Origin of the sequence: Nocardia sp. NPDC058705, from assembly GCF_042749305.1 — a bacterium.
Classification (GTDB): domain Bacteria; phylum Actinomycetota; class Actinomycetes; order Mycobacteriales; family Mycobacteriaceae; genus Nocardia.
In genome coordinates, this window is record NZ_JBHYRN010000007.1 from 121,334 (window position 1) to 143,613 (window position 22,280).

Annotated in this window: 26 protein-coding genes; 19 read left to right on the plus strand and 7 right to left on the minus strand. The window is 66.0% G+C overall.

Features of this window, described 5'->3' with window-relative positions; all coding sequences use genetic code 11:
* The first annotated feature begins 123 nt into the window (after positions 1 to 123).
* Genes ACFW6D_RS11840 through ACFW6D_RS11865 form a run of 6 tightly spaced genes read left to right on the plus strand, consistent with a single transcriptional unit; the run spans position 124 to position 4,520 of the window.
* Positions 124 to 426: an urease subunit gamma gene (locus tag ACFW6D_RS11840; RefSeq protein WP_379229652.1), complete on the plus strand. Its 303-nt coding sequence runs from the start codon at positions 124 to 126 to the stop codon at positions 424 to 426.
* The gene (ureB, locus tag ACFW6D_RS11845) at positions 423 to 707 is read left to right on the plus strand and encodes an urease subunit beta (RefSeq protein WP_379229651.1); all 285 of its coding nucleotides are present in this window, start codon (positions 423 to 425) and stop codon (positions 705 to 707) included. Before ACFW6D_RS11840 ends, ureB begins: the two co-directional genes overlap by 4 nt.
* Positions 704 to 2,413 carry an urease subunit alpha gene (locus ACFW6D_RS11850; RefSeq protein WP_379327326.1) on the plus strand — a complete coding sequence of 570 codons (1,710 nt, stop codon included), beginning with the start codon at positions 704 to 706 and terminating at the stop codon, positions 2,411 to 2,413. The genes ureB and ACFW6D_RS11850 overlap by 4 nt, the downstream gene beginning before the upstream one ends.
* On the plus strand, positions 2,410 to 3,072 hold the full coding sequence (locus tag ACFW6D_RS11855) for an urease accessory protein UreF (RefSeq protein ID WP_379327327.1): 663 nt from the start codon (positions 2,410 to 2,412) through the stop codon (positions 3,070 to 3,072). The genes ACFW6D_RS11850 and ACFW6D_RS11855 overlap by 4 nt, the downstream gene beginning before the upstream one ends.
* On the plus strand, positions 3,065 to 3,796 hold the full coding sequence (gene ureG / locus ACFW6D_RS11860) for an urease accessory protein UreG (protein ID WP_379327328.1): 732 nt from the start codon (positions 3,065 to 3,067) through the stop codon (positions 3,794 to 3,796). The genes ACFW6D_RS11855 and ureG overlap by 8 nt, the downstream gene beginning before the upstream one ends.
* The gene (locus ACFW6D_RS11865) at positions 3,768 to 4,520 is read left to right on the plus strand and encodes an urease accessory protein UreD (RefSeq protein WP_379327329.1); all 753 of its coding nucleotides are present in this window, start codon (positions 3,768 to 3,770) and stop codon (positions 4,518 to 4,520) included. The genes ureG and ACFW6D_RS11865 overlap by 29 nt, the downstream gene beginning before the upstream one ends.
* A 24-nt stretch (positions 4,521 to 4,544) precedes the next feature.
* Here the strand turns inward: ACFW6D_RS11865 and ACFW6D_RS11870 are convergent, their stop codons facing one another.
* Positions 4,545 to 5,837 (minus strand): DUF1576 domain-containing protein, encoded by a 1,293-nt coding sequence (locus ACFW6D_RS11870; protein WP_379327330.1) that lies wholly within the window; start codon positions 5,835 to 5,837, stop codon positions 4,545 to 4,547.
* Positions 5,838 to 6,057: 220 nt separating this feature from the next.
* Here ACFW6D_RS11870 and ACFW6D_RS11875 point away from each other — a divergent pair, with 220 nt between their 5' ends.
* Genes ACFW6D_RS11875 through ACFW6D_RS11885 form a run of 3 tightly spaced genes read left to right on the plus strand, consistent with a single transcriptional unit; the run spans position 6,058 to position 8,161 of the window.
* Positions 6,058 to 6,231 (plus strand): hypothetical protein, encoded by a 174-nt coding sequence (locus ACFW6D_RS11875; protein WP_379327331.1) that lies wholly within the window; start codon positions 6,058 to 6,060, stop codon positions 6,229 to 6,231.
* Positions 6,224 to 7,879: an alpha/beta hydrolase gene (locus ACFW6D_RS11880; RefSeq protein ID WP_379327333.1), complete on the plus strand. Its 1,656-nt coding sequence runs from the start codon at positions 6,224 to 6,226 to the stop codon at positions 7,877 to 7,879. Before ACFW6D_RS11875 ends, ACFW6D_RS11880 begins: the two co-directional genes overlap by 8 nt.
* A gap of 54 nt (positions 7,880 to 7,933) precedes the next feature.
* Positions 7,934 to 8,161 carry a hypothetical protein gene (locus ACFW6D_RS11885; RefSeq protein WP_379327335.1) on the plus strand — a complete coding sequence of 76 codons (228 nt, stop codon included), beginning with the start codon at positions 7,934 to 7,936 and terminating at the stop codon, positions 8,159 to 8,161.
* A gap of 21 nt (positions 8,162 to 8,182) precedes the next feature.
* Here the strand turns inward: ACFW6D_RS11885 and ACFW6D_RS11890 are convergent, their stop codons facing one another.
* Entirely contained in the window at positions 8,183 to 9,358 is a 1,176-nt protein-coding gene (locus ACFW6D_RS11890) for a M20/M25/M40 family metallo-hydrolase (RefSeq protein ID WP_379327337.1), read from the minus strand.
* Between the two features lie 321 nt (positions 9,359 to 9,679).
* Between ACFW6D_RS11890 and ACFW6D_RS11895 the strand changes: the two genes are divergently transcribed.
* Positions 9,680 to 10,243 carry a hypothetical protein gene (locus tag ACFW6D_RS11895; RefSeq protein WP_379327339.1) on the plus strand — a complete coding sequence of 188 codons (564 nt, stop codon included), beginning with the start codon at positions 9,680 to 9,682 and terminating at the stop codon, positions 10,241 to 10,243.
* Between the two features lie 67 nt (positions 10,244 to 10,310).
* Here ACFW6D_RS11895 and ACFW6D_RS11900 read toward each other — a convergent pair whose 3' ends face one another.
* Positions 10,311 to 11,642, minus strand: coding sequence for an MFS transporter (locus ACFW6D_RS11900; RefSeq protein ID WP_379327341.1), 1,332 nt, complete (start codon positions 11,640 to 11,642; stop codon positions 10,311 to 10,313).
* 159 nt (positions 11,643 to 11,801) lie between these two features.
* Here ACFW6D_RS11900 and ACFW6D_RS11905 point away from each other — a divergent pair, with 159 nt between their 5' ends.
* From ACFW6D_RS11905 to ACFW6D_RS11925, 5 genes are all read left to right on the plus strand, one after another.
* Positions 11,802 to 12,989 carry a PucR family transcriptional regulator gene (locus ACFW6D_RS11905; protein ID WP_379327343.1) on the plus strand — a complete coding sequence of 396 codons (1,188 nt, stop codon included), beginning with the start codon at positions 11,802 to 11,804 and terminating at the stop codon, positions 12,987 to 12,989.
* Positions 12,990 to 13,036: 47 nt separating this feature from the next.
* Positions 13,037 to 13,357: a hypothetical protein gene (locus ACFW6D_RS11910; RefSeq protein WP_379327345.1), complete on the plus strand. Its 321-nt coding sequence runs from the start codon at positions 13,037 to 13,039 to the stop codon at positions 13,355 to 13,357.
* Between the two features lie 399 nt (positions 13,358 to 13,756).
* Entirely contained in the window at positions 13,757 to 14,062 is a 306-nt protein-coding gene (locus tag ACFW6D_RS11915) for a hypothetical protein (RefSeq protein ID WP_379327347.1), read from the plus strand.
* On the plus strand, positions 14,052 to 14,429 hold the full coding sequence (locus tag ACFW6D_RS11920) for a hypothetical protein (protein ID WP_379327349.1): 378 nt from the start codon (positions 14,052 to 14,054) through the stop codon (positions 14,427 to 14,429). The genes ACFW6D_RS11915 and ACFW6D_RS11920 overlap by 11 nt, the downstream gene beginning before the upstream one ends.
* A gap of 34 nt (positions 14,430 to 14,463) precedes the next feature.
* Positions 14,464 to 15,063: a hypothetical protein gene (locus ACFW6D_RS11925; RefSeq protein WP_379327351.1), complete on the plus strand. Its 600-nt coding sequence runs from the start codon at positions 14,464 to 14,466 to the stop codon at positions 15,061 to 15,063.
* Here the strand turns inward: ACFW6D_RS11925 and ACFW6D_RS11930 are convergent.
* A complete protein-coding gene (locus ACFW6D_RS11930; RefSeq protein ID WP_379327353.1) occupies positions 15,054 to 15,734 on the minus strand; it encodes a TetR/AcrR family transcriptional regulator in 681 nt (226 codons plus the stop codon). The two genes, ACFW6D_RS11925 and ACFW6D_RS11930, sit on opposite strands and share 10 nt — an antisense overlap.
* 81 nt (positions 15,735 to 15,815) lie before the next feature.
* On the opposite strand from ACFW6D_RS11930, the gene ACFW6D_RS11935 reads away from it, so the two are divergent.
* Complete coding sequence (locus tag ACFW6D_RS11935) at positions 15,816 to 16,343, plus strand: ester cyclase (protein WP_379327355.1); 528 nt, start codon at positions 15,816 to 15,818, stop codon at positions 16,341 to 16,343.
* A gap of 64 nt (positions 16,344 to 16,407) precedes the next feature.
* On the opposite strand, the gene ACFW6D_RS11940 is transcribed toward ACFW6D_RS11935, so the two are convergent.
* Complete coding sequence (locus ACFW6D_RS11940; RefSeq protein ID WP_379327357.1) at positions 16,408 to 16,857, minus strand: MarR family winged helix-turn-helix transcriptional regulator; 450 nt, start codon at positions 16,855 to 16,857, stop codon at positions 16,408 to 16,410.
* A gap of 57 nt (positions 16,858 to 16,914) precedes the next feature.
* On the opposite strand from ACFW6D_RS11940, the gene ACFW6D_RS11945 reads away from it, so the two are divergent.
* The 3 genes from ACFW6D_RS11945 to ACFW6D_RS11955 all read left to right on the plus strand — a co-directional run bounded on the left by ACFW6D_RS11945 (position 16,915) and on the right by ACFW6D_RS11955 (position 19,635).
* The gene (locus ACFW6D_RS11945) at positions 16,915 to 17,310 is read left to right on the plus strand and encodes a hypothetical protein (RefSeq protein WP_379327359.1); all 396 of its coding nucleotides are present in this window, start codon (positions 16,915 to 16,917) and stop codon (positions 17,308 to 17,310) included.
* Positions 17,311 to 17,364: 54 nt separating this feature from the next.
* Positions 17,365 to 18,168 (plus strand): HEAT repeat domain-containing protein, encoded by an 804-nt coding sequence (locus ACFW6D_RS11950; protein WP_379327361.1) that lies wholly within the window; start codon positions 17,365 to 17,367, stop codon positions 18,166 to 18,168.
* 78 nt (positions 18,169 to 18,246) lie between these two features.
* Positions 18,247 to 19,635, plus strand: a complete 1,389-nt coding sequence (locus ACFW6D_RS11955; RefSeq protein ID WP_379327363.1) for an FAD-dependent oxidoreductase — start codon at positions 18,247 to 18,249, stop codon at positions 19,633 to 19,635.
* 416 nt (positions 19,636 to 20,051) lie between these two features.
* Here ACFW6D_RS11955 and ACFW6D_RS11960 read toward each other — a convergent pair whose 3' ends face one another.
* Both ACFW6D_RS11960 and ACFW6D_RS11965 read right to left on the minus strand, forming a co-directional pair.
* Positions 20,052 to 21,416, minus strand: a complete 1,365-nt coding sequence (locus ACFW6D_RS11960; protein WP_379327365.1) for a hypothetical protein — start codon at positions 21,414 to 21,416, stop codon at positions 20,052 to 20,054.
* 10 nt (positions 21,417 to 21,426) lie between these two features.
* Positions 21,427 to 22,260: an ABC transporter permease gene (locus ACFW6D_RS11965; RefSeq protein ID WP_379327367.1), complete on the minus strand. Its 834-nt coding sequence runs from the start codon at positions 22,258 to 22,260 to the stop codon at positions 21,427 to 21,429.
* Positions 22,261 to 22,280 lie beyond the last annotated feature (20 nt).

Consider the following 22,280-nt stretch of genomic DNA (forward strand, 5'->3'; position numbering starts at 1 on the left):
GTGAGGCGGAATATGGTCGGCCCACCAGTTGATAGAGTGGGAAACGCAACTTGTGTGTTGCTCGATCGTTGCGTGTGTTGTGTGAATCTCGGTGTCGGACTCCAGAGATCGGAACAGCTCGATATGCGACTTAATCCTTCGGATACGGAAAAGCTGCTGCTCAGCGTCGCGGGGATGGTCGCGCGCGACCGGCACCAGCGTGGCGTGAAACTCAACTATCCCGAGGCGGTGGCGTTGCTGTCGTGCTGGGCGATCGAACGCGCTCGCGACGGCAGGTCGGTGGCTGAGGTGATGAGCGCGGGTCGCCAGGTGCTCACTCGCGGCGATGTGATGGACGGTATCCCGGAGATGCTGGGAGACGTGCAGGTCGAAGCGACGTTCCGCGACGGTCGCAAGCTGGTCACCATCACCGAGCCGATCCGATGATCCCGGGCGAATACCGGTTCGGTGAGATCCCCTTGCCGGACGAGAGCGGTCGCGACCAACTCGACGTGGTGATGGTGAACACCGGGGATCGGCCGATCCAGATCGGCTCGCATCTGCACCTGCCCGAGGCAAACGCGGCGCTGGAGTTCGACCGCACCGTCACGGTCGGTTTCCATCTCGATATCCAGGCGGGCACCTCGATCCGATTCGAACCGGGGGTCAGCCGCAACGTGGCGTGCACCCGCTTCGGTGGCCGGGTGGGTCGGGAGATGATGCAGTGAACGCGATTTCACGGCATCGGTCAGCAGAATTGTTCGGGCCGACCACCGGCGATCAGATCCGGCTCGGCGACACCGATGTCTGGATCGAGGTCGAATCCGATCGCACCAACCGCTACGACGCGGTCGTCTTCGGCGGCGGCAAGACCATTCGCGACGGCATGGGCCAGGGGCGGGCCAGCCGGGAACAGGGCGCCCTGGATGTGGTGGTCACCAACGTTGTCGTGCTGGACCATTGGGGCATTGTCAAAGCCGATGTCGGGATCCGTGACGGGCGCATCGTCGCGGTCGGGCGCGCGGGCAACAGCGAGATCATGGACGGCATCGATGCGGGGATGGAGATCGGGCCGAGCACCGATGTCATCGCCGGGGAGGGCTGCATTCTGACCGCGGGCGCGGTGGACACCCATGTGCACTTCCTGTCCGAGATCGAAGTTCGCGAGGGCATCGCGGCAGGCACGACCACCATGATCGGCGGCGGCGCCGGGCCGACGAAGGGCACGAAGGCGACCTCGGTGACGCCGGGTGCGTGGTCGTTGGCGATGGTCCATCGCGCGCTGGACGAATTGCCGGTCAACGTCCTGCTTTTCGGTAAGGGCAGTACCACCAGCACCGATGCGCTGCGGGAGGATGCGCTCGCCGGGGCCGGCGGCTACAAGATCCACGAGGACTGGGGTTCGGCGCCACCGGTGATCGATGCGGCTTTGCGCGCGGCCGACGAGTTCGGTCTGCAGGTCGCCCTGCACAGCGACAGCCTCAACGAAACCGGGTACGTGCGCGAGACGATCGAGGCGATCGCCGGGCGCGGGATCCACGCGTTCCACTCCGAGGGCGCGGGCGGCGGCCACGCGCCCGACATCATGGTGTTGGCCGGTCAGCCCACTGTGCTTCCCGCGTCGACGAATCCGACGATGCCGTTCAGCGTCAACACCGTCGTGGAGCACCTGGACATGCTGATCGTGTGCCACGCGCTCAATCCGAAAGTGCCCGAGGATCTGGCGTTCGCCGAGTCACGCATCCGCGCCACGACCATGGCCGCCGAGGACATCCTGCACGACATCGGCGCCATCTCGATCATGTCCACCGACGGTCAGGCGATGGGGCGCATCGGGGAGATGATCTGCCGCACCTGGCAGACCGCGCACGTGATGAAATCCCGCTTCGGACGCGGTGATTCGACGCTGCCCGCCGACAACGAGCGCGCCCGCCGTTATGTCGCCAAGTACACGATCTGCCCGGCGGTGGCGCACGGCATCGACCACGAGGTCGGGTCGGTGGAGGCTGGCAAGATGGCCGACCTGGTGCTGTGGAAACCGGCGTTCTTCGGGATCCGGCCCGAGGCGGTCATCAAGTCCGGTGCGGTGGTCGTCGCGCCGCTGGGCGACCCCGCCGCCTCGATCACCACACCTCAGCCGGTGTTGATGCGGCCCGGTTTGGCGGCTCACGGTGCGGCGGCGGCATACCTGTCGACGACGTTCGTGGCGCCGATCGCCCTGGATACCGGCCTCGAGCAGCGGCTCGGACTCACCCGCAGGCTGGCGGCGGTGCGTCCCACCCGCGACGTCGGGAAGAAGGACCTGCCGCGAAACAACGCACTGCCGCGCATCGAGATCGACCCGGAAACCTTCATCGTGTCGATCGACGGAGATCCGGTGCCGCCGCAGCCCGCTGTCGAGCTTCCGCTCACCCAACGCTATCTCCTGTTTTGATCGGCGTCGTCGACCTGTTGCTGGCGGATGGGCGCCTGCCCGTGGGTGGTCACGCCCATTCCGCCGGGCTCGAACCGGCCTTGCGCGCGGCGATGCCACCGGCGCAGATCTCGCACTACCTGACCGCGCGCCTGCACACCGTGGGACGCGTGGAGGCCGCTACGGCGGTCCTTGCGCGGCGGGCAGCGCTCGGCGAGTTCACCGATCTCGATCAGATTCACAGTGCGTATGCGGCAAGGACTTCCAGCTCGGCGCTGCGTGCGGCCTCGGTACAGCTGGGCCGGGGGATCGCCAGGCTCGCGCAGCAGTTGTGGCCCGCGGAACCCTCGGTAGCCGCACTCGCCACGATGGCGGCACCGTATCGCCCGGTCGCCTTCGGAGTTGTCGCGGCGGTCGCCGGACTCGACGACATCCGGACCGCCCGCACCGCGCTCTACGACGATCTGCAGACCGCCGCCTGCGCCGCACCGAAGCTGATCGCCGTCGACCCGGTCGAGCCGGTGCGCTGGGTACTCGCACTGGCATCCACCGTCGAACGCATCGCCGACCTGGCCGTGACCGTCACCGGGTATGCCGATCTGCCCGCGCTGACCGCACCACAGATCGAGCAGTGGTCCCTCGAACATGCGAACCGACACAGGAGGATTTTCCATGCTTGAAAAGTCTGACCCGCCGACACGTCCGTTGCGTTTGGGCGTGGCGGGGCCCGTCGGTACCGGCAAGAGCACGCTCATCGCCACCCTGTGCCGACGTTTGGCCGACGAGCTCGAGATGGCCGTGGTCACCAACGACATCTACACCGATGAGGACGCCCGGCTGCTGCGGGCCGCGGGGGTGTTGCCGGTGGAACGGATCGTCGCGGTGGAGACCGGCGCGTGCCCGCACACTGCGATCCGCGACGACGTGACCCCCAACCTGCTGGCGGTCGAGGATCTCGAAAGGCAGTTCGCGCCTTTGGATCTGGTGCTGGTCGAAAGTGGTGGCGACAACCTCACCGCGACGTTCAGCCCCGCCCTGGTCGACGCGCAGGTATTCTGCATCGACGTCGCCGGTGGGGGAGACGTCGCCCGCAAAGGCGGTCCCGGCATCGAACGGGCGGATCTGCTCGTGGTCAACAAGACGGACCTGGGCCCGCACGTGGGGGTGGACCCGGATCAGATGGTGCGTGATGCCACCGCGGTGCGCGGCGGGTTGCCGGTGATCGCGTTGAGTCAGCGCGATCCGGCCAGCATCGACGAACTGGTCGACTGGCTGCGCACGGTACTGAGCGCACACCGCGGTGGCGCTTTGGTACCGGCGGATCCGGGTCCGATGGCGCCGCACTTCCACGCCGATGACGAGCACGGACACGTCCATGACCATCAGCACGCTCACCAGCACTGAGCCTGACATCGCGTCGGTGCTGCCGACGCGAATCTCAGTGCAGCCCAGTGCAACCGGTGTGGTGGTCGAGGTGCTCGATCGAGGCGAGTTCCTGGCGCCGCGACTGCTGAGCATCGACGGTCGACGGGTGCGGATCGCGCTGGTCGGCTGCTGCGCGATGCTCGTCGCGGGTGACCGGCTGGAGCTCGACATCGCGGTCGGCGCCGGTATGGAACTCGAACTCGTCGAGCCCTCTGGCACCGTCGCCTACAACGCCCGCGGTGGGAGCGCGAGCTGGACGGCTCGGGTGTCGGTGGCGCGCGGCGGGGTACTGAACTGGCAGGCAGCACCTTTGGTCATCGCCGAGGGCGCGGATCTCACCCGCTCCGTCACCATCGATCTGGCCGAGGATGCGCGTGCGGTGCTGTCGGAGGTCGTGGTGTTGGGTCGAACCGGCGAGCCAGGCGGGGCGCTGCGTTCCTGCCAGCACGTCACTTACGCCGGGGCACCCCTGCTGGTCGAGGAAATGGACCTCACCGACCACGAATTGCGTTCTTGCCCTGGCATTCTGGGCGGGTACCGTGTTGTCGGCACCGTCGCGATATTCGGGCATCGGACGGCGACGCTGCCGAGTCCGACCGCCACCTACCTGGCCGGGCCGGGCGCGCTGGTTCGGGTGCTGAGCGATGCGGCACATACGATCGAGCACGAGATGAACCACTGGTGGCGGGCCTGGCATCGGTGATTCCCGCACCGGACGACGCCCGATTCAGGCCGCCGGTACCGGTTCGTCGGTGGTGCCGGGGGTGCGGCGCGGCTGGGCCAGGAATGCCGCGACCGGTGCCACCACGGCAGCGACCAGGCCGGCGGCGAATCCGTTGCCGTAGAGGTTGAGTCCGATCACCAACACGCCGGTCACCTGAGCGGTCGACGCGTGCAGGAAACCGGCGACCACCCCCCATTGCGGGCCGAACCGGCCCGAGATCGGTGCCAGGCACGTGCCGAACAGCGCGGCCCAGATCATGCCCGGATCGGTCAGCTCGAGCGGTTTGAGCAGCCCGGCCAGCACCACGCCGACGACGATCGGAACGATATTGAGTGCGTGCTTGCCGCAGGCACCGAACCCGATCACGCTGAGAATCCCCGCCACGACCGGACCGTTGAGCGGTGCGCCGATGACGAGCACATAGCCGGTGGCCAGCGCACCGATCACGGCGATGTTGAGCAATACCGCTGCCGCGCCGTAGTCGGCGAGGAAATCCGACGGTGCACGGCCGTCATTGCGCAGCAGCCGTGCGTAGGCCCCCCACGGCGAGCGGTCGCAGACGAACGCCGCGACCAGCATGGCAACCAGGCAGATCGTCAACAGGATGAGAATCGCGGTGTTGTGCCCGGAGGTCCACGCCATCTCCGGTTGCGGGCCGAGTCCGAAGGTCTGATAGACCGCCACGATCACCGCGCCGATGACCCCGGCGACGAACCCCATGTTGTACAGGCTGTATCCAGCGTGGGTATGGAACAGGCGCCGCGCGACCGGCGGCACCACGAAACCGATGAGCACCGACGTCGAGACGCCGAGCGCGATCCCGGCCCACACGGGAAGCGTTGTGGTGAAGGCCAGTACCGAGAAGATCGGCGACAGTGCGGTGGCGAAGAACGCCGTCGAAACATAGTCGGCAAACCGATCACCGCGAACCACGGCATACAGTGCGACACCCGCGATGATCGGCCAGATATTGAGCAGCGTCTTGCCGTACATGGCGGTACCGAGCAGCAGCAGCAAGCAGGCCACCGCGTCCCCGTTCACCGGTGCGCCGGTGAGCCGAAACACCAGGCACGCCACCAACGTGACCAACCCCGCCTGGACGAACGCGCCGCCGAGGCCGCCGACGCCGACGAAGTCGGTGATCACCAGATCGCGCGCGAACACGATATCCCCGATGCCGCGCACCACCTGTTCGGGTGTGTCGACGAGGAAACCGAACAGTACGAATGCCAGCGCCGTTGCCGCGATGATCAATAGCAGCGTTTGTTGGTCACGTCGGCCGGTCGTCGAGTTCAACGAACTTCTCCTCGCTGTCGAGCAACTTCAGTCAATGCCGCGACAAACCGCGCGAGTCTTCGCAGCGATCAGAGGGCAATCGGTTATCGCGGGGAGAGTCGATCGCGATGCTAGCGGATACGACGTCAGCTCCGGAGTGGGCCGGGCGCATTCGGCGCGCCCTGCTCGATGGCGGCTACTGCCTGCGCCATCAGGGTTCGATGAGCGACATTTCGCGCGAATGAGCCGTCCGGTTCGCAGGCCGGGTGATATCGTCACGAATAGTGCTATTCGGGCCTGCCTGCTCGGATTTCGTTCGACAGATTCATCTTTCGGCAACGATATGGCATCCGCGATTGTCGGCGATATTCAAGACTTTGCTGGTGATCCGATTACAGAGGAACACGATGAATGACGTCGCAAGCAGTCGTGGTTCCGAGGCTCCACGGCGGGGATTCGCCTTCGGCGGCGCGGTCGGCGTACTGGTGTTGACCTGGCTGTCGTTGACGCCGTCGTTGTTGCCGCGCGGGCCGCTGTTCCAAGGCATTGTCACCGGCGCGGCAGCCGTACTCGGTTACGGACTCGGAGTAGCGGTCACCGCTGCGCTCGGATGGATGCTGGAACGTCGGATCGGGCCGGCGCCGAAGGCGCTGCGTTGGGGTTTGGCGGTAGTGGCGGTCCTCGGCACGATCGGAGTGCTGCTCTGGTATTCCGACTGGCAGAGCGAACTGCGTGCGCTGATGGGCGTGGAGGACCTGCCGTGGCACGCGTATCCGATCATCGTGGTGGTCGCCGTTGTCGTCTTCGCGATATTGCTCTCGGTCGTGCGTGTGTGTGCGGCGACGGCTCGGTGGGTCGGTCGGCAATTGGGACGGGTGCTGCCCGCACGCGTTTCCGCGGTGGTGGGCGCGGTGGTGGTGGCGCTGATCTTGGTCGCGGCAGTCAACGGTGTGGTTGCCGAGGCCGGGATGTCGGTGCTCAATCAGTCCTTCAAGGCAGTCAACGAGCAGTCGCCGGACGACACTTCGGCGCCGACGCTGCCGCAGCGATCAGGCGGGCCGGGCTCGTTGGTGAGCTGGGACTCCCTGGGCAGGCAAGGGCGCATTTTCGTCAGCAACGGTCCGACGCCCGCCGAGTTGACCGCGTTCAGCGGCAAACCCGCACCCGAGCCGATTCGCGTCTACACGGGTCTGGACTCCGCGGAGAACGTTCGCGCCGAAGCCGATCTCGCGGTCGCGGAGTTGCGGCGAACCGGGGGATTCGACCGCGCCGTGCTCGGCGTGGCCACCACGACCGGCACCGGGTGGATCAACGAGTCGACCGCTTCCGCGCTGGAATACCTGGCCAACGGTGACAGTGCGCTGGTGAGCATGCAGTACTCCTTCCTGCCGAGTGCGCTGTCGTTCATCGTCGATCAGGAACGCGCGCGCCAGGCCGGCCAAGCCCTGTTCGAAGCGGTGCACGCGGTGTGGGACACCCTGCCCGCCGACCAGCGGCCCAAGCTGGTCGTTTTCGGCGAGAGTCTCGGATCCTTCGGCGGTGAGGCCGCGTTCGCCAGCGTGCAGGACATCGCCGCGCGCACCGACGGCGCCCTGTTCGTCGGTCCGACCGGCCTCAACACCGTCTGGGGCGATGCCACCGCGCGCCGCGACCCGGGTTCGCCGGAAACGCTGCCGATCTATCGCGACGGACAGACCGTACGATTCGTCGCCGACGCTGCCGACCTGGCACGCCCCTCGGCCGCATGGCCGAAGCCTCGGATGGTGTACCTCCAGCATGCCTCCGACCCCATCACGTGGTGGTCACCGCAGTTGCTGTTCCAGAAACCGGACTGGCTCGACGAGGAACGCGGCAGCGATGTCCTGCCCAGCACCCGCTGGATCCCCGTCGTGACGTTCCTCCAGGTCTCAGCGGACATGGCAGTCTCCACCGATGTTCCCGACGGCCACGGCCACACCTTCCACGGCGCTATCGCCGACGCCTGGGCGGCGATCCTCGAACCGCCGGAATGGACTCCGGCAGATACTGAACGGCTTCGCGCAATTCTGCGCGGCGAAGGCTGAACGCGACGTCGACATGACTGATGACGGCGACGGAAACCATCGAGGAGACCTACGATGAATGCAGACGACAAACCCTCACTGCTGCATCGAGTATCGCCGACGCAATGGGTCGCACTCGGACTGAGCATCCTTGCGGTGATTTTCGTGCTGGAGAACCGCACCCACGTGTCGGTGGAGTTCTTGCTGATCACCCTCGGATCACCGATGTGGCTGATCCTGCTGGTGATGTTCGTGGCCGGCCTGGTCACCGGTGTACTGCTGACCCGCCGCCGACACCGCTGACTGCTGTCTCCGACGAACCGCTCAGTGGCTACGACGCAGGACTGCCTCGTAGAAGCGGATGCCGTGTTCGAGGGCGTCGACGGAAAGCCGTTCATTGACGGAATGGAGCAGGCCACGGGCCTGTGCGTCGAGCTCGAACGGGTAGAAGCGGTAGACGTAGTCGCTGATCTGGGCGAGATGGCGCGCATCGCTGGCGCCGACGACGAGGAACGGGGAGATCACCGCGCCGGGAAACGTTTCGGCGACAGCCTCTTTGACGCGTTCGAACGCCGGACCGTCGGTGCGCGCCGCCGGGGTCGGTTCGGAGGCGTTGATGATCGTGAGCTCGATCTGCGGGTCGTCGATGACCTTGCGGACGCGGTCGACGGTGCCGGTGACGGTTTCGCCGGTGAGGATGCGGATGTTGAGCACCGCCGACGCGGATTCGGCCATGATGTTGGTGCCCTGGCTGCCTTCGAGCATCGTCGGCACCGCGGTGGTGCGGATCATCGCGTTCATCAGCGGCCCGGATCGTGGCATGAGGGTTGTGATCAGGCGCTGGAACCTGTCGGCGCGTGAGAGGACCGCGGCGAGGGGGCCGCTGGAGTGTTCGCCGATGATGGTGAGCATTTCCATGATCGGCGGGGTGACCTGGGCCGGAAAGTTGTAGTCACCCAGTTTCACCAGGGCGCGCGCGATGCGGGTAGTGGCCGGGTTCTTGCCGGGCATCGAGGCGTGACCACCGGGATCGACCGCGGTGAGTTGCAGGTCGAGCAACCCTTTTTCGGCCGTTCCGATCACGGCGACCTTCTCGTTGATCGGGAACAGATCCCCGGCCACGCCGCCGCCCTCGTCGATGACCAAGCCGGGCACGATCTGTTGCTCGCGGAAGTACTCCACCACGGTGGGGACGCCGATGCCCGCGACCTCCTCGTCGTGTCCGAACAGCAGATAGACATCGCGATCGGGTGTAAAGCCCTGGGCGAGAAGGTTTTCGACGGCATCGCAAATGCAGACGAGCGGACCCTTGTCGTCGATGGCGCCGCGACCCCAGATCACCCCGTCCGCGACAGCGCCGGAAAACGGCGGGTGGGTCCAGCTGTCCAGGTCGCCGGGGGCGACGACGTCCTGATGGGCCATGAGCACGAGCGGGTCGGCGCTCGACCCGCTGTCCCAGTGGTAGACCAGGGTGTGGTCGGCGAAGATCTGCCGGCGCAATTCGCGGTGATCAGCGGGTAGAGGGACTCGAGAGTCTCGCGGAAGATCGCGAATTGCGCCCAGTCGGTATCCTTCGCGTCCTGCGTGGTGACGGTCGGGATCTGCAGCAAGGTGGACAGGCGCTTGACCGCGCCGTCCAGGTCGATGGTGCCCTCCGGCATGCCGCTGTCCTCTCCCGAGAAATGCACCTGCGGTGTGTCGATCCAGCTTCACACCGTATACCTCTTCCTCGCCTCCACCAGGCAGGATGGCTGGGCGAACAGTCCGAGGATTTCGCGGTTGCGGGCCCGGTCGAGGCGCTGTCGTTCTAGGGTGCTGATCATGTCGAAGGTGGGGACGTCGGGGGAGGTCGAGACGCCACGCGCGTGGCGACGGGCGATGCGGGCGACAACGGTGGTGACGTGCCTCGGGATCGCGGCCCTGTTGTTCGAGTTGGTCACTGATTACGATCTACTCGTTCTGTTGGTAGCGGGCGCCCTGCTGTTCGTTGCCGGGGTGGCGTGGATGGTGCTCGGCCCGATCGGCTGTGCCAAGTATCGGGAGTATCTGGCGGTCGCCGCCGCTCCGATCGTGGTGGGTCTCGGTCTCGGACTGGCGTTTTCCGGGTTGCCGGACCGACTCGCCTGGTGGTTGTCGGAGGGGGCGATGACGCGGGCCGCGCAGGATTGTTCGGACAGTGGTGCCTGGTTCGGTGTCATGCGCGTCGACAATGTCTATCGGACCGACGGTGGGTGCGTGTTCGCGAGGTACGCCACCGACGGTGGCGTGGCCTACTTCGCTCCCGGAACAACGCCACCGGACGGCCCACCACAGCCCTACCGTCACGTGTACGAGCCCTTCGCCCCGAACTGGTATCGGTTCAGTACGCCCATCCTGCACGACTGAATCGGCGAAATCCCCTGGGCGCGTTGGGCTCCAGGGGAATCGTCGTAATGGTGTCAGGTCTGTCGGGTCAGTTCTCGCGCCCGTCCTGCTCGTGCATACCGGCCAGCAGCCGAATGCAGATCACCGCCAGTACGGACAGCCCGATCAGCATCAGCGACAGAGCGGTCGTCGAGCCGGTGCGGTCGAGCAGTTCGACAGCGATCAGCGGTGTCGCGGCGCCGCCGATCACCGATCCCAGCTGATAGCCGAGCGACGCACCGCTGTAGCGGAGCTCCGGCGGGAATAGTTCGCCGAAGAACGCGGCCAGCGGCCCGTACATCATGGTCAGAAAGGTCGATCCGACGGCGAGGCCGAGCGTCATGCCGAGGAAGGTCTTGGTGTCGATCAGCGTGAAGAAGGGGAAGGCCCACAGCGCGGTGAGGACCGCGCCCGCGGTGTAGAGCGGTCGACGTCCGATCCGGTCCGACAAGGCCGCGAACAACGGGATGCACACGAGCAACAGCAGCGTCGACAGGCTGAGCGGCAGCAGCACATCGGCCATCTTCAGCTTCAGGGTCCGCGTGCCGTAGTCGAGCATGAAGGTGATGTAGAGGTAGAAGGTCGCGTTGACCACGATGAACGCGCCGCCGGCCAGCAGCACTCGCTGCCAGTGGTTGCGCAGCACCTCGATGATCGGCGATTTGCTGATCGACGGCTCGGTCGCCGCCTTCTCGGCCGAAGCGCGCTGCAGGTTCTGGAAGGCGGGGGTTTCCTCCAGGCGGTGATGGACATAGAGGACAACGCCGACGAACAAGATGCTGATCACGAACGGAATTCGCCACCCGTAGCTGGCGAACGCCTCGGCGCCGAGGGAGACCGAGAGGAAGAAGTACGCCGACACACCGAGCAGGACGCCGATGGGGACGCCGAGCTGGGCGAAGCTTCCGTAGAACCCGCGCTTGTTCGCGGGCGCGGATTCGGTCGCCATCAACGCCGCGCCACCCCACTGGCCGCCCACCGCGAGACCCTGCGCGAACCGGAGCACCGTCAACGCGATCGGCGCCGCGATACCGATGCTGGCGTAGGTCGGCAGCAGACCGATCAGCGCACTGGCGACCGCCATCAGTCCCAGCGCGGCGACGAACGCCTTCTTTCGACCGACTTTGTCGCCGAAATGCCCCCAGATGATGCCGCCGACCGGCCGCGCGATGAAACCGATGCCGAAGATGCCGAAGGAGGCGAGCACCGCGGTGACGGGGTCGGTGCTGGGAAAGAACAGCTTGGGAAACACCAACGCGGCCGCGGTACCGAAAAGGAAGAAGTCGAACCACTCGACACTGGCACCCACCAGGCTGACCAAGGCGACTTTGCGTACATCGGCCTCGCTCACGGTAGCTGGGCGCCCAGGGCTGATCGTCATAGCCCGTCTCCTTCGACTGCGTGCATCCACCCTGGGTGGATGCGGTTCCACTGATACCGCTGGAACGCTAGATTCTGCGGTCGCGCAGGTCAGTGGTCGCCGCGACACCGTAGGCGGCCCCGCAGTGTCGCCCGTCACACTCGCGGATAAACTGGGCGGATGCTCAGCGCTGTCAGTTCCACGGATTCGGCCCTGGTGCAGGAGGTCGTCAGAAGAGTGCGGCACGATCTGCCCGCGATGGCCGATCGCGTCACCAGCCAGATGTTCGCCGAGGTGCCGTTCTACCGAACCGGTGGGGCGGGTGAGCACGCGGAGGTTCGGGCGCGTTTGCTGCTCAATCTCGAGGCAGCCCTCGCGGCGTTGCTCGGCGCCAGGCACGCCCCGCAGGCGCCCGCGGAGACCGGGCGCTTACGGGCCAGACAGAATGCGCCGCTCGCCGACGTGCTGTGCGCTTATCGGCTCGGTTACCTGGCGATGTCGACGGCGCTCGTGGATGCCGGTGCGCAGACCCCGGTCGTGCCCGCCGCGGTCATCATCGAACTCATGCAGTCGGTGTTCCGCAATCACAGCCTCGACGCCGACGCGATGGTCGACGCCTACCGTGAGGAGGCGGATTACCTGCTGTCGCAGCGCGAGCGGGAGCGCGCCGCACTCGTCGACGTACTCCTGTCGGACGATCCGGGGTCGGCGATGCTGATCGATGTGGCACGCGCGCTGCGTCTTCCGATGGACGGGTCGTTCCTCGTTATCGCCACCGCGAGCGACCGTGGCCAGGATCCGATGCCGCGGCTCGGGTCGGCGCTGGCAGCGATCGACGTGACGATGGTCTGGCGCGTCCGTTACGACACCGCCGTCGGCGTGCTCTCGATGCACCACCCCGCCCGCGCCGACCTGGCGATCAGCGTGCTGCGCCGACATGCGAGCGGTCCGGTCGGCATCAGCCCCGCCTTCGGGTCGCTGCGGCAGACCGCCTGGGCACTCGACCTGGCCGAACTGGTGCGTGACGGTCTGCACGGCAGCCAGACCGTCGAACAATTCGAGAACACCCCGTTGAACATGCTCGTCGCCGGTGGCCGCGACGTCACGCGCGAGACTGCGCGCACCGTTCTCGGCGGGTTGCTCGACGCACCCGACGAGACACAGCAGATGTTGCTGGGCACCCTGCAGATGTGGGTCACGTCGGCAGGTTCGGCGGATCGCACCGCCGAACGACTGCACTGCCACCCCAACACCGTGCGCAAAAGGTTGCGCCGACTCGAGGAACTCACCGGCCGCAATCTGAGCGAGCCGGGTGGAATCGCGGAGCTCGTCACCGCAAGCCACGCCTGGGCGCAACTCCGGCACTGAACATTCACGGCGTAAATGGCGATGTTCGACTGAACCGGATAGAGATGATGGCTGATAGCCCGATGGGGAACATGATGTACGCGACATTTTCTGATATCGCGGAAAGTATTCGCAGACTTCCCGAGGAGAAGAATATATCTGCCGCGTGTTTCAACGAACTCCGTGAGCTGTACATCGATAACGGCTGGCGGCGGATATACGAGTACGACGGCCCCGATGCCGGGATAGATTACGTTCGCGTTCACCTGAAAAAGGGTGGCAGTGTGCTGCGGTTTCGCTGGGACCACTATGACCAGGGCAGCGTGGCCGGTCCTCGGAGGTACATCGAGGAAATCGCCCGCTACGTTCGCGAGAACTGTGGTCAGTAGGGAGATACGAGCGACGTGGCCGAGGGCGGTTGCCGCAGCACCTCGCACACCGATGTCGTGGCTGGCAAGGAGCGGCACTGCCTGTGCGGTAACCCAGCTTCCGTCGTGGTCGTGCAGCGCCAAAACTCAAGATCGCTTCGACTACCACCGCCGTCCGGCGAACCGAGCAGGGCGACAGCATGTTGCCGATCTATGGGTTCGAGACTTTGGTACAGATTCAATGCAGCCGGCCTGTCCTGTTGCATCGTTCATGTTGATGAAATCCCGTGGCAGGATGCTGGTTTCAGGAGAAATCTGCGCTTCCGGTTGCCCCGGACCGACGGCAAGCTCCGGTAAGGGCAACGATAGTCCCTCGGGTGTGGCTCGTTCGTGTCGGTGGGTGCGGTTAGGGTCGGTGGCGTGTCTGTGAATGTCGGTGTCTTCGTGGAGATCTCCGGGTTGCGTGACGATCGGGAGCAGGTGGGGATGACCGCGCTGTTGACCGAGGTCGTGCGGGCGGAGGGGATGGAATTTGAGGTGTTCGTGAGTATGCGGGGTGAGGGGTCGGATCTGGCCGTGCGCGCCGATTCCGGCGAGCACAAGGTGATCTTCAGCGGGTTCTTTCGCTGGCAGCCGGCCTTCGAGGAGCGGCTGACGGCGCGGGCTACGCAGTTGGTCCCGCACGCTCAGGTGCGGTTCGGTTGGGAGTACGAAGATGAGTTCTGATCCACGTCCGAACGAAGACCGGCTCCCAGATCCGGTGCCGGTCGTACATCGCAATCTCGATGTGCGCGTGGGCGGATGGGAGCTGACGACGGTGACCCGCGAGCACCTCGAATACTGGGTGGGCTGTATCCCCGCGCAACAAGGGAACACCTTCATGGTGGTCTCGCGCCAGGATCAGCCCGGATTCATCCAGACCTACCGCAACGGTCCCAACAACTACGACCTCGAATTGTCCACCGTCCCACCGGAGATCAGCCGCACCGTCGTCCGCGACGAGGCACAGATCGTGGAAGTCCTGTGGGCCTGGCTGGAAGGCGATCTCGCGACGGTTGCCGCACTGGACTGGGAGCTCGCCGATCAACTGTGACCGGCACTGTCCGATAGCTGGATAGTGTGGGCGCATGACTACGGTGGGGGAGCTTCAGCGGCAGGCGCGACGACGTCCACCACCGTCTGGGTGGTGGACGTCGACGATGTGCGTGCTGTGCGTCGTGACGTGGTTCGCCGCCGTGATACTTGTGATCACGGCGGCTGTCAGTCCGAATCTGATGGCCGCGCTTTTGGCGATGGTGACAATCCTTGCGGCGGGGATAGCTTGGCTGTTCTCGGCGTTGTTCGGCGCGATCAAGTACCAGGCGTTCGTGGTGTCGTCGATCCTGCCGGTGATCGTCGGGCTGACGTTCGTGGCGGGTGAGCAGCGACTGCCGGAACGGGCGGCGTGGAGACTGTCGGAGGGGGCGCTGACAGACGCGGCACAGGAGTGCGTCAAGCACAGCCAGTCGCAGTGGATCGGCGTGTACTACGTCGAGTCGATGGGCCGAAGTCGTGACGGCGCCTGCTTGTTCCAAATCGGCGACGGCGTCGGGTCGAATGGATTCGCCTCCTTCGCGCCAGGCACGGTGGTACCCGAGCGAAACCGATCCGAGGGTGCGACTTACTACATCCCGTTCGATCTCCCGTCCGACGGGACCTGGCACAGGTACGACTACAACTACTTCTGACGCGGTGGGTCGGTGCTCATCCCGGAGGGTTCCGGGGTGAGGAGGGATTCGGTGGTGGCGGTGTAGAGCCACTGCTGGTATTTGTCCCAATCCCAACCGCGGCGGTTGATCAGTCGATCGGCGAGTTCGGGGGCGGTGAGGGCCCACAGAATGTCGGCGGCGTCGGCGGGAGTGAGGCCGGAGCGCAGGCCGAAGCGGCTGTGGAGGTGGTTGGCGAGGTGGTTGGCGCCGAACGCGCGTTCGTTCTCGGTGGTGTCGGTGAAGGCGCGTAGGTCGGGGTCGCCGGTCGCGGCCTGAGCCAGTGCCATCGAGACCAAGGGGAGCACGCGATGGGCGATGGTGCGGCCGATGGCGGTGTAGTGGGCGAGGCATTCGGTGGCGGTCTCGGCGGCGTGCATCGCCCGGAACTCGGGGCGGTCGATCATGGGGACGGGTTCGTCGTCGCCTGCGAGCATCGTGTCGTACACGGTCTTGAGCAGGGCGGGTTTGTTGCCGACGGTGTTGTAGATCGTCTGCACGCTGACCTGGGCGGATCGCGAGATGGCCGAGACCGTGGTGCCGAGGTAGCCGTGTTCCAGGAACAGCTCGCGGGCGGCGTCGATGATGCGAGTGCGGGTGAGGGCGGTCTGCTGGGTGCGCAGGGCCGTCGAGTATCGACGCTTTTCGGTCACCAGATCTCCTGAACCATTTTGGATGGAGCGCCGTTCTAACTAATAGAACTTCATTCATTCTAATCCTGGAAGGCGACCAACATGGCGCGTGAGTACGGCGACATCGCAGACCTGGCGGTGCGGTCGATGCAGATCATGGCGACCGGCGAACCGTCTGATTTCGAGAAGCTGATCCACCCGGAGGCGGTCAACAGGGAAGGGGCGACGGAGCCGCCGGCGTGCCGAGGGCTCGGACCGGACGCGTTCTACGCCACCGCGTTGTGGTTGCGGCAAGCGTTCGCGGACCTCGCCTGGGACGTGCACACGGTCGTGACCGAGGGCGACACCGTCGTCGCGCATACCACGATGTCGGGCCGCCAGATCGGGCCGTTCGTCGCCTATGACGCGGAAGGTGCTGTCGCGCAGGCATTCCCCGCCACCGGCAATCGGTTCGCGATCACCCAGACGCACTGGATCCGGGTGGTCGACGGCATGGTCGTCGAGCACTGGGCCAACCGGGACGATCTCGGGATGTCGGTCCAGCTGGGCTGGAATCCGCCGACGCCTCGCTACCTGCTGCGGATGCGCCGCGCGACCAAGCAGGCCCGGCGAGCGGAGGCTGCGGGATAGGTCACGCGCACTTGACCTGGCGAAATCCCCTGGGAACCGCAAAGTTCCAGGGGATCACGCGGTGCTAGGTGTTGCATGAGGGGTCGTGTGCGGTGAAAAGTCGAGACAGCGACGATTTCATCGCTTGCTTGCCTGTGGGGCTCAATGTAGCGAGGAACTCCTCCTGAACCTGCTCCAGTTCGGCGAAAGCGTCTGTCAGGGTTTGCAATCCGAGATCGGTGGGGACCACAACCTGTCGGCGCCGGTCGTCTCCGCGTTCGCGCACGGCCATGCCGAGTCGTTCCAATCGGTCGATCACGCCGACCATGGTGGTGCGGTCCAGACCTGTTGCCCGGGACAACTCCTGTTGGGAGTGGGCGCCGGTGCCGGCATAGGCGAGCGTGCGAAAGTCTTTGCCGCGCAGGCCATGGCGGTCCAGCGACTGTTCCACAGCATCGCGGGCGGCGTCGCCGACCCGGAACAACAGGAAGATCGGCGCCTGGGTGATCCGCTCTACTGGATTCGACTCTCGCATGGAGTCATTGTAGTCACGTACACTGATCGTCAGTACCGCTGATGATTGGAGTCTGCAATGTCTACCGATAGAGCCGTCAAGACAGCCCTCGTCGTGCTCGGTGTGATCACGATGACGCCGGTGCTCGCCCTGGTGAGCCCGGCTGCCCTCGAGTACTACGGGCTGACCCAGCTGAGCCCGATGGAAACCGCCTTGTTGCGACACCGTGGCGTGATGCAGGCCGTGCTGGGTGCCGCGCTGGTGTGGGCGGCGTTCGTGCCGGCGGTCCAGGTGCCGGTCGCGGTGGCCGCGATCGCCACCAAGACGGCGAATCTTGTTCTGACCCTGTCGGATCCGGTTACCCGACCGGATGCACCGCTGTTCAGCACGGTATTCGACACCCTGGCCGTGCTGTTGCTGATCGGTCTCGTCGCACTCCGCCTCCGGCCTGCTCCGAGTCGTGCGGTCGCCTGACAGGCGCCCCTGGCGTGGTCCGGGAAGGAGTTGGTCGCGAGGTACCGTTGGTCGGTGAACCCAGCTGACATGCGACTCCTCAAAGACGGTGACCTCGAGACCCGCGAGGAGAACCTGCGGCAACTGCTCGCGCAGGCCGAGGACGGCGACACGGCTGCCAAGGAAACATTGCGCACGCTCGTGCGCGACTATCCCGACTACCACCGGTCGCTCTACAGCCGTGCGATGAACCGGGCGGAGGTTTTCGGCGACGACACCCTGCGCGAACCGCTGCTCGCGTCACTCGCCGACACCCGCTACAACTGCCAGGCCTGGGCCGCGATGGGCTGCGCTGCCCTCGGCGTCCGCGACGCGGTCCCCGGCCTGGTCGCGATGCTCGACCACCCGCAGGACATCGCACGCGACCAGGCGGTAATCGCCCTCGGCGCCCTCGGCGACGAATCGGTCGTCCCGTCGCTGGCGCCCCTGCTGCAGGACTCGGTCAGCGGAATGCGCGAACGCGCCGCCGAAGCCCTCGGCATGATCGGCGGCGACGCGGCCCTGGCCGCCCTCTGGGACGAATTCGACAACCGCCGCTACTACCGCATCGGCTACATCGCCAGCGCACTGTCCGAGTTCGCCCCCGCCATCATCCCGAGGCTGATCGAGGCCGCCTCGAGCGACGACCCGGACAAGCGCTACTGGGCCGCCGTTGCACTCGGATCGACCGGCGACGACCGCGCCGTCCCGACCCTGGAACGGTTGATGGCCAACGACCGCGGATCGACCGTCTTCGACGGCATGGTGAGCGTCGCCGCGAAGAAGGGCCTGCGCACCCTCCGCCGAATCCAAGCCGCGATCGCCGCCCGCGAATCCTGAACGTTCTGCTCCGGTACAGCAGTGGCGACTCGCGGTCCTGGTAGTCGAAACCACGAGATGCTCTCGTACGGTGGTGCCATGGGCGAACGCATGGTGGTTGTCGGCGCGGATGCGACGGGGATGGCGGCGGCGTCGCAGGCTCGTCGGCTGCGGGGTGTCGAGGAGTTCGAGATCGTGGTGTTCGAGAAGGGGAATGATGCGTCGTATTCCGCGTGCGGGATTCCGTATTGGGTTGCTGGGGATGTGGCGGGGGCCGATGATCTGATTGCGCGTTCGGTGGCTGAGCATCGGGCTCGTGACATTGATCTGCGGATGCGGACCGAGGTGGTCGAGATCGACACGGGGCGCAAGCGGGTGCGTTCGCGTGATCTCGACAGTGGCGCCGAGGTTTGGACGAGTTACGACAAGCTCGTGATCGCTACGGGGGCGACGCCGGTCCGTCCGCCATTGCCCGGGATCGATGCCGAGGGCGTTTACGGGGTGCAGACTCTCGATGACGGACAGGCGCTCATCGAGGCATTGGAGTCGGCGACCGGGCGGGAAGTTGTCGTGGTCGGCGCGGGGTATATCGGTGTCGAAATGGCGGAAGCGTTGGTGCGTCGGGGGTTCGATGTCACCATGATCACTCGGGCCGCCGAGCCCATGGCGACCCTTGACCCCGATATGGGGGCGCTGGTGCGAGAAGCCATGGTGGGGATGGGAATTCGGGTCGTTCGCGATACCGAGGTGACCGGAATGCGGACCGGTGAGGACGGGCGCGTGTGCGCGGTGACGACCGCCGACGGCGAGTATCCGGCGGCTGTTGTCGTGCTGGGGATCGGCGTGCGACCGGCCACCGATCTCGCCCGTGACGCCGGACTACCGCTGGGTGAGAGCGGTGGTCTGCTCACCGATCTCGCGCAGCGGGTGCGCGGGTATGACGACGTCTGGGCCGGTGGTGACTGTGTGGAAGTGTTCGATCTGGTGTCGAATACGCTTCGCTACATTCCGTTGGGCACCCATGCCAACAAGCACGGGCAGGTGATCGGCTCGGGTGTCGGCGGTGGTTACGCCACGTTCCCCGGTGTGGTCGGGACGGCGATGAGCAAGGTGTGTGATCTCGAGGTGGCGCGAACAGGTCTGGGCGAGAAGGACGCTCGCCTAGCCGGTCTTCAATTCCACTGTGTCACTATCGAATCCACCGGCCGTGCGGGGTATTTCCCCGGCGCGGAACCCATGACGGTGAAGATGCTGGCCGAACGCCGCACCGGCCGACTGCTCGGCGTGCAGATCGTCGGACGCGACGGCGCCGCCAAGCGTATCGACATCGCCGCAGTGGCACTCACGGCCCGAATGACGGTGGAGCAGGTGACCGCCCTCGACCTCGGCTACGCCCCACCGTTCTCCCCGGTCTGGGATCCCATCCTGGTCGCCGCCCGCGCCGCCGTCCGCGCGGTGGCATCAGCACATTCGGGCGGTGCAGCGTGAGTGTTGGAAGGGCCGCACGAGACAGGGCCGCGCGCGAGGCTAGAAAACGATTGCAAGACCCTGTGGTTGTAGCGGCTCGAAATCAGCGGATCAACCGGTTGAATACTGAATCACGTGATCTTCTCGAGCGTCTCGCCGATCGGTTGCCCCCCGATCTTCTCCAGACGTATCGGACGTACAGCGATGTAGGGGAGTGGGCTTTGCTTGTCGACGATCTGTGCGCAACCCTCGTCAAAGGTCAGGTCCCTGTCACCGAGGCAGAACGGGGTGAGTTGGCCAACGTACTCGGCCAATTCACCCTGCCGACAGATTGCTGGAACTACATCAACAACCGGGAATCCGTTCTGTCGCAGTTAAATCTTGTGTCGGCATAGGTGCCGAACTGGTCATCCGTGGTCAAGCGCGCACCGAGTTCTTCACCAGAAACGCGGAGTCAGATTCCAGGATTCGAGCTCGGCGGTCAGCAGTTCGCGGAGGGTGGTGCGGGTGGGGAAGTGGTCGGGGTCGGCGGCGGTTACGGCGAGGGTGATGGTGTGGCCGTCGGTGGAGAAGGAGAGGTTTACGCCTACTTCTACCTGGCGGAACATGGTGGTGTCGTTGGTGCAGACGACGGGGCGCATGAGGACTGCGGAGGCGTGGTGGTTTGCGAAAGCTGCTACGCCGCTGGCGGTTTCGCCGAGGTTGGTGCACAGGCATTCGGGGGCTTTGGCGGTGCGGGCGAAGTGGCGTAGGACGAAGCGGGGCAGGATCATTTGTAGCGGTTGGAGGTGTTGTAGGGCGGGGGTGGTGGCTGGGTCGCGGTAGGCGGTGGCGGCGCGTTTCACGGCGGTGCGGATGGTGGGGAGGTCGATGGGGGTGCCGGTGCGGTAGGGGACCGAGATGGGGAGGCCGGTGGTGGCGTTGGCGCGGGGGTCGTCGGGGGTGCGCATCGAGTGGGGGATGTCGACGCGGATTTCGGCGGTGTCGCCGACGCGCCCGCTGCGGCCGAGTAGGCCTGCGCCCAGGGCGATCAGGAGGCCGTTTGTGGTGCCGGATTGCTTGGCGGCGGCGGTGTTCCATTCGGTGAGATCGAGCTGGACCACCAGGTCCGATGGTGACCACTGAGAAGGGAGTCGGAGTTCGGGGAGAGGAGGACGGGGGTTGCGGTCGGGCTCGGTGACGTCGCGGGTGGCTATCGCCGCCCGGATTCCTTTCGCGACGGCGCTGAGCTGTCGGCCAGCGTCGATGATGTTCGCACCCAACGGGTTCCGTGGTCGCGTCCCGACGAGGCTGCCCGAACCCGTGGCGAAGTCAGGACTCTCGTCGAGCCGAGCGAGCGCGTCGCCTACGGCGTACAACACCGCGCCGCCATCGGATGCCACATGCGAGGTCACCAGCGATACCAGTGTCCCGCCCGCAGCGGTCGGTGCCGCGGACAGCCGCCACACCCGACCGGTCTCTGGATCGAAGTCGACCCGGCTCTGTGCGAAATACCAGTCCAGTACCTCGTCGTCAGCGACCGGCTCCGTATCCCAGCCCAGGGGAAGCGATTCCGTCGCGGGCAGCCAGTAGGGGCGGGCGAACGGTACCCGGGTGGGTTGGACTCGGCGGGCCAGGAATCCCTGGGCCAACTGCGCGTGGAAGCGGGCGAGCAAATCACGGGGCAGGGGTTCGTCGAATCGCCAGGCGAGCTGGTTGACCAGCGCGTTGCCGTAGAGGCTGTGGAGCTTCAGGAACAGGTCGTCGTCGGCGGTGAGCCGGTTGACGGCGGCGGGCATGGTGGCGGGGGCGGTGAGTGTCATCGGAAACTCCTCAGCGGGCACGCAGGGTGCGGACGGTCAGGGGTGCGAAGACGGCGGCGATCACCAGCGAGGCGACCACCGACCACAGGGCGTCGGTGCCGATGACACCGTCCTCGGCGAGCCCGCGCACCGCGGACACGAGGTAGGACACCGGGTTGTAATCGGAGACGTAGCGCAGCCAGGTCGGCATCGCCGATTCGGGCACCAGCGCGTTGGACGCGAAGCTCAGGAAGGTGAGCACCAGCATCGACATGCCTTGCACGGCAGCGGGTCTCGACACCGTGACGCCGATGAACGCGAACAGCCAGCTGATCGCCGTGGTGGCCAGCACGACCAGTACCGCACCGGCGACGAACCCGACCGGATGATCGGGCCGATAACCCATCGAGAACCCGACGATCACCACCGTGGTCGCGGCGATCACGTACCGGGTGGCCCCGGCCAGCAGCGCCCCGGCGACCGGCGCCGACCGGGCGATCGGCATGGCGACGAACCGATCGAACACCCCGGACCGGATGTCCTCCGACAGTTGGACACCGGTCGCGACCGACGAGGTGAGCACGATCTGAACCAGCACGCCCGGAATGAGAATCGGCAGATACGCCTCGGTACTGCCTGCGATAGCGGTGCCGAAGATGCTGCCGAACAGCAGCGGCCCGACGATGGGCAGCAACAGTGCGTCGTAGAGCAACTGCGGGCTGTGCCGGAAGGTGAGCAGACCCCGCCACGCCATCATCAGCGATTGGAACAGCGAGGCGCGCAGGCTCACGTGGGTGATGCGGGGGCGGCGGTCGATCGTCGCGGCGGGACGCTCGACGGCGGTCTCGGCAAGGGTGACGGTCATGATGGCCTCGGTCTTTCGGA